The sequence below is a fragment of the Phycisphaerae bacterium genome (assembly GCA_012729815.1).
Classification (GTDB): Bacteria; Planctomycetota; Phycisphaerae; order JAAYCJ01; family JAAYCJ01; genus JAAYCJ01.
In genome coordinates this window covers 37,100-43,422 of the sequence record JAAYCJ010000075.1, presented here as the reverse complement: position 1 = coordinate 43,422, position 6,323 = coordinate 37,100, and the positions used below count along the sequence as shown (strand labels likewise).

Genomic DNA, 6,323 nt, shown 5'->3' with positions numbered 1-6,323 from the left:
TTCGCAAGTCGCTCAGTGCGGCTGCTGCATCCATTATAAGCAAATCCGGGTGTATGGGGCAAGGGCTTATCCTGGGTCAATTCGGCCGGCTGGGGGCGATAACTGCGGCTTTGGCAAGGATTTGTGGCGTTATCGGTCCCCATGGGCGTTCCCGGAGGCCCTTATCCAGTGGGTATTGCCCCGGTCCTTGTCGTGTATTCGCCGTTGGGCTGGCGAAAATGCCCGCGTTTTCTGGACTGACCGGGCCTGCGTCCGGTATTATCCTTCGGACTATGAAAGTTGTTGGAGACAGTCTCGTGGCACAAACCCACATGTTAGGCACTGATCGCCGATACCGAACCACGCTTGCCGGACCGATTGCGGCCGCCGATGATGGGCGGCTATTGTGGTTGGTTTCCGGGCCGGTGTTTCCGCGGCCGGGGATTTTTCATCTTTGCCGGGCCGAGTTGAGAGAGTCCGCCGACGGCGGCCGCACGTGGGACGAGGGGCGCGTGCTGCTTGCCGGCACGCGAGAGTATGCGCAGATTCCTTCCGCCATGCTGAGGTTGCGCAGCGGGCGGATTCTGCTGACGTTTGTCCGCTTCGGCGGGTTCAGTCCCGATCTGGACCCGGCCAAGTCGCTGTGCGAAGGCTGGGCCATGTTTTCCGATGACGGCGGCGGGACGTGGTCGGCGCCTTCACGGCTGCCCGCGCGGGGGCGCTATCAATGTCCGCCGCTTTCGATGACGCAGCTTTCCTCCGGCCGCGTGGTCTATCCGTACGGCCTGATGACCGGGCAGGCTGGCAAGTCGGTGGTCTCGGCCCTGGTTTCCGATGACGAGGGGGCCACGTGGCAGGTCTCGCCATCGGTGCTCGACGTGGGCGGAGCGGGGATGGAAAGCGGAGCGCTGGAGCCAAGCGTCGTCGAACTGCCCGACGGGCGGGTGTGGATGCTGTTGCGGACGCAGCACGGCTGCCAGTGGGAGTCGTTTTCGCACGATGGAGGTCTGTCGTGGAGCGCGCCGCAGCCGTCGTCGGTTCCTTCCGGCAATGCGCCGGCGGTGCTGGTCAAACTCGCCGACGGGCGCATCCTGTTGGCGTGGAACCCGTGCGTCGATTCGGCCTACGCCCGCCATAGCCTGATGCTCGCGGTTTCCGACGACGGCCGAGCGTTCTACGGCGGAGACGAGATCGCCCACACCGACTATCCTCTGACCGCCACCGACGTCTATTGGGGAGTCATGTACCCTTACGTGGCTCAACTGCCAAACGGCGATCTGACGGTGGCATTCAACGAGGGCGATTGGAATTTTCAGCAGGCCCACCTGGTTCGAGTGGACCGGGCGTGGCTCGGCCGGCGCGAGATCGTCGAGGATTTTCGCGACGGACTGACCGCGTGGTGCAGCCTCGGCTCATCGTCTGGCTCGGCTCAGTTGGTCGATCCCGACGACGATCAGGCGGGCGCGGCGTTGCGGGTTGAGGATTCCGGCGCCGGACCGGCCGGTATCGTCCGGGCGTTTCCGCTGCTCACCGAGGGCAAGGTTACGCTGACGCTTTCGGTTCACAAGCCGTCGGGCTATCTGCTGTTTGGCGACGTCTTTCTCTATGCGGGACAGGTCCGATCGGCCCGGCTGCGCGTCCGGTTCGCCGACGGCGGCAGGATCCTGGTTGGTGCGGGCTCGGCGAGTCGGGTCGAGACTTCAGTCGCTGACCACGTTCCGTGGTATGCCCACACGGCTTTTCCCATCGGTTATGAGGTCGAATACCCTCAGCCGTGGCCTCAGGACCGGCGGTTTGACCTGGTCCTCCAGCTCTCCAAAGGTCAGGCCGGGATCACCGTCGATAGCGGGCCTGAAGTCGCCCTGGAACTTGGCTCAACGCTGGGCCTCTGGCACCTGGGATTGGCAGCGGATCAGCACGGTGCGGTGACGCTGCGCCGAGCCCGCTGGACGCCCTGATTTGACGGTGATAATCCGAACCGGGCTCTGGAAATCCAAGTTGCTGATCACTAAAATACAGATGATCCGGGGCGTAGCTCAGTTTGGCTAGAGCGCCTGCTTTGGGAGCAGGAGGCCGGAGGTTCAAATCCTCTCGCCCCGATTAAAGCGGCTCCGGAGACGGAGCCGTTTTCAATAAATGGGCGGCTCAGGGAAGGGTGCGGTCGGGGTCGGCGCGCCAGCGTCTCGGCGGTCTGCCGAAGACACGGCGGAACTCGCGGCTGAGGTGGAACTCGTTGCAGAAGCCGGTCGCCTCCGCGATGTCCGCAAGCGAGGCGTCGCTGCCGGTCAGGAGCCGGGCCGCCCGTTCCAGCCGCAGTTGCTTGAGGTGCTGCATCGGGGACCGTCCCAGGTATTTGCGGAAAAGGGCGTGAAAGTGCGGCACCGAGAGGTGCGCCAGGCGGGCCAGGCGGGTTACCGTCAGCCTCTCAGCCAGATGCTCGCGCATGTGGTTGAAGACCGGCTGCAGGCGATGCCTCCTGAGCCACAGGTCGTCGGCGTCGGTGCGCAAGGGGGCCAGTTCGCAGAGCATCGCCAGGGTTCTGAACGCCAGTTCCTGCTTCCTTGCCAGTTGTACGAACGGGGGACATTCCTGAACACGCGTCAAGGCGCTCATGATGTCCGCAAAGGGTTCGCACTGCTCCGCTGACACCCGTAGCGGCATGTCAAGCAATGACAACAGGTCGACGGCGTCAAAGAGCGTGACGTGGATGTGAAGCCAGCGGGCGCGCATTCGACCGCCTTCCCGCGGGTCGCCGTGATGGACGATCCGCAACGGCTGAAACGCCGGGACCAGGAACGCCTCGCCCTCCGCCAGGGACTCATGCCGGTTAGGGCCGCAGTGGATCTCGTATCGCCCCTGCACCGCTTGGGCCAGGATAGTGTAGGGGCACGTCTTGCAGTGCACGTGCCTGTCCACTCGCACGTCAAAGCTGCCCGTTTCGAAGAAACGCAACGAAATCGCGTCATAGGGGATCCGATCGATGTCCATGGCGTATCATAGGATTGTATATGTTTTCCCGCCTTCAGTCAATGCTTTAATGGATATGGGCAGAGTATGGTATATTCAGGAAGCTTTTCCGGGCCGGGCGCGGGTCTTGCCTGTTCCGGCCCTCAGGAGACGCAGGGAATGAGCGAGTTGGTATCAGGAGCCGAGCGAGCGGCTATGGGTCTGAAAGGTTCCGGCTTTGGCGTGGCAACGCCCTTTCGTGGCCAAGCGAGGCTCAGTCGGGCCACGCGGGAACTGGCGGCGCACTACCTGTCCGGTGCGGTGGGTCGGACGATGGGCGAGGCGACGTTCGGCCTGGGGCCGGAGTTTCTGGCTGGGAATCCGTCGCCGCATCGGCAGGCGGCGGAGGCGGTGCGGTTGATCGCCCTGCATGCCCCGCTGCGCCATTTTCCCGGGGAGAAGCTGGCGGGTGCGGCCACGCTCAGGGAGGCGACATGGCACCGCATACCGCTGACGGAATTCAGTTCGATCAGCCACACCACGCTGGGTTTTGAGAAAGCGCTGCGGATCGGCTATCGCGGCATTCGGGCTGAGATTGACGCGCGTCTGGCGCGAGGCGATCTGGAGGCGGAGGGTCGCGATCTTCTGGAGGCGATGGGTATCTGCCTCGACGCCGCGGGTATCTGGCACGGTCGGTATGTGAAGCTGCTGGAGGAGCGGATCGCGAGCGCGGGCGGCGCGGATCGGTCGAATGACATGGAGGTGCTGGCGGCGCTGCGCCGCGTGCCCGAGGAACCTCCTGCCTCGTTTCGGGAGGGTGTGCAGGCGCTGTGGCTGCTGTGGGACTTTCAGCGGTTGTGCGGCAACTGGAGCGGCATCGGGCGTTTCGACAAGATGCTGGGGCCGCTGCTTCGGGCGGACCTGGAGGCGGGGCGGATCTCGCTCGATGAGGCGCGGGAACTCGTGGCACACTTCTGGATCAAGGGGTGCGAGTGGATCACGGCCGAAGGACGGGGCAGCGGCGACGCGCAGTTCTACCAGAACATCGTGCTGGCCGGCGTGGACGAGGCGGGACGGCCCGTCGCCAACAAGGTGACCGATCTGGTTCTGGACGTGGTGGAGGAGCTTCACATCAGCGATTTTCCGATCGCGGTGCGGATCGATTCGCGGACTCCGTCGCGGTTGCTCAATCGGATCGCCGCGATTCAGCGGCTTGGCGGGGGCATCGTGGCGATCTACAACGACGAGCGGATCATCCCGACCCTGACCGGTTTCGGGTATCCTCTGGCCGAGGCCCGCGACTTCGCCAACGACGGCTGCTGGGAGGTCATCATTCCCGGCAAGACGGCCTTCGGTTATCAGCCGTTCGACGCGCTGCGGTTGCTGCAGGAGACGCTCGGGCTTTCGGTCTCCGCGTCCGAGGGCGAGACGCTGCCTCCGGCGTTTGCGGACTTCGAATCCCTGTACGCCGACTTTCGCGGGCGGCTGGAGGCGGTTTTGGATCGGCTGTTGGACGAGCGTTTCTTCAACGATCAGCCCGCGCCGCTGGCCTCCCTCCTGGTGGAAGGCTGCATCGAGAAGGGGCGCGGCTATCTTGCGGGAGGGCCGAAATACACCGTCTGCTCGCCGCATGCGGGCGGGCTGCCGGACGTGGCCAACAGCCTGCTGGTGATCCGGCGTCTGGTCTACGAGACCGGCGAGTTTACGCTGCCGGAGTTTGTCGCCGTACTGCGTGCAAACTGGGAGGGGCAGGAGGTGCTGCGTCGGCGGATCGGCAGCCGGTTCGACTTCTGGGGCAATGACAGCGTCGAAGCGGATGCCCTCCTGCGGCGGGTCTTTGACGACTACACCGGCTACGTATGGCGTCACCGGGAGCGGCACGGTGTGCTGCGTCCGGCGGGGATCAGCACCTTCGGTCGCGAGGGTTCGGACTACCTTTCGCACCGGACGGCCAGCGCCGCCGGCCACAAGGCGGGCGCGATCCTTTCCGCGAATTTCTCGCCGTCGCCGGGCACGGACCGGCGCGGCCCGACGGCGGTGATCCGTTCGCACTGTTCGGTGGATTTGGGCCGGCTGCCGGGCGGGACCGCGCTGGATCTGAAGATCGCTCCCGACAGCGTCCGCGGCGAAGTCGGCCTGGAGGCCCTGAGCGGCCTGATGCGCAGTTTCGTCACGTTGGGCGGCGTCTTCATGCAGACCGACGTGGTGGATACCGAACTGCTCCGTCGCGCCCAGGAGCATCCTGAGGCGTACCCGAATCTTTCGGTTCGCATTTCCGGCTGGTCGGCCCGCTTCGCCACGTTGACGCGCGAGTGGCAGGAGATGATCATCGCCCGGACGGAGCAGCAGGGCGGAGGCTGATGCTTCATGGCCATCACCGGCACGATCTTCGACATTCAGAGGTTTTCGCTACACGACGGGCCGGGCATCCGGACGACGGTGTTCCTCAAAGGCTGTCCGCTGCGTTGCCTGTGGTGCCACAATCCCGAGTCGCAGAAACGGGAGCGGGAGATTTCCTTCATTCCCGACCGATGCATCGGCTGCGGCTGGTGCTTTGAGGCGTGTCCGGGCGCGGCGCACGTTTTGCGGAACGGGCGGCACGTTCTGCTTCGAGAGTTCTGCGGCGGCTGCGGCGCCTGTGCCGAAGGATGCTACAGCGGCGCGATCGAGGTCATCGGGCGGGAGATGACCGTCGAGGACGTGCTCGCCGACGTGGTCAGGGACAGACCTTTTTACGACGGCGGCGGCGGGGTCACCATCTCCGGCGGCGAGCCCATGATGCAGTTCGAGTTCACCCGGGCCTTGTTGCGGGCCGCCCGTGAGGCCGGCGTGCACACCTGTCTCGACACGTGCGGCTTTGCGCCAACCGGCAGCTTCATGGAACTGCTCGATGGCGTGGACCTCTTCCTTTACGATCTGAAGGATACCGATCCGGAGCGTCATCTTCAGACGACGGGCGGGCCGCTGGAGCCCATCCTGGCCAACCTTGCGGCCATCGACGCGGCCGGTGGGAGGATCATCCTGCGCTGCCCGTTGATTCCCGACGTCAATGACGATGAGGGTCACCTGCGCGGCATCGCCGACGTGGCGAATTCTCTGAAGAACGTGATTGCGGTCGACCTCCACCCGTATCATCCCTTCGGCCGTTCCAAGGTTGCGCGACTTGGCGCCTGTGATCCGTCTGCGGGCATCAACTCCGCCGACGCGAAGGATGTCAGCCGCTGGCTCTCGGTCGTCGAGGCCGCCACGCGTGTACCGGTCCGCGCACTGTGACGCCACCGGGCAAGACCGACATGCATCCTCGATCGCGGCGAGTCTTGCGGGCGGTCGGATCGCATCATATACTGTCGCGGTGATCCCGTCGCGACGGACATTGCGGCAACTGGCCTTGCACGGGC

The 6,323-nt window shown here is 64.9% G+C and carries 4 protein-coding genes and 1 tRNA gene; 4 read left to right on the top strand and 1 reads right to left on the bottom strand.

The annotated features are described in order from the left end of the window. Positions 1-296: 296 nt before the first annotated feature. Positions 297-1,937, top strand: a complete 1,641-nt coding sequence (locus GXY33_06030) for an exo-alpha-sialidase (protein NLX04682.1) — start codon at positions 297-299, stop codon at positions 1,935-1,937. Positions 1,938-2,004: 67 nt separating this feature from the next. Continuing rightward, a tRNA-Pro gene (locus tag GXY33_06025) sits at positions 2,005-2,079 on the top strand. A gap of 45 nt (positions 2,080-2,124) precedes the next feature. On the opposite strand, the gene GXY33_06020 is transcribed toward GXY33_06025, so the two are convergent. Beyond that, positions 2,125-2,967, bottom strand: a complete 843-nt coding sequence (locus GXY33_06020) for a helix-turn-helix domain-containing protein (GenBank protein ID NLX04681.1) — start codon at positions 2,965-2,967, stop codon at positions 2,125-2,127. 138 nt (positions 2,968-3,105) lie between these two features. Between GXY33_06020 and GXY33_06015 the strand changes: the two genes are divergently transcribed. Together GXY33_06015 and GXY33_06010 are read left to right on the top strand one after the other, a co-directional pair. After that, positions 3,106-5,286 carry a hypothetical protein gene (locus GXY33_06015; protein NLX04680.1) on the top strand — a complete coding sequence of 727 codons (2,181 nt, stop codon included), beginning with the start codon at positions 3,106-3,108 and terminating at the stop codon, positions 5,284-5,286. A gap of 6 nt (positions 5,287-5,292) precedes the next feature. After that, on the top strand, positions 5,293-6,198 hold the full coding sequence (locus GXY33_06010; protein ID NLX04679.1) for a glycyl-radical enzyme activating protein: 906 nt from the start codon (positions 5,293-5,295) through the stop codon (positions 6,196-6,198). Positions 6,199-6,323 lie beyond the last annotated feature (125 nt).

Excerpts from the sequence above, each read along its gene's own strand:
- GXY33_06020 (NLX04681.1), bottom strand. The coding sequence starts at position 2,967 with ATGGACATCGATCGGATCCCCTATGACGCGATTTCGTTGCGTTTCTTC.
- GXY33_06015 (NLX04680.1), top strand. The coding sequence starts at position 3,106 with ATGAGCGAGTTGGTATCAGGAGCCGAGCGAGCGGCTATGGGTCTGAAA.
- GXY33_06010 (NLX04679.1), top strand. The coding sequence starts at position 5,293 with ATGGCCATCACCGGCACGATCTTCGACATTCAGAGGTTTTCGCTACAC.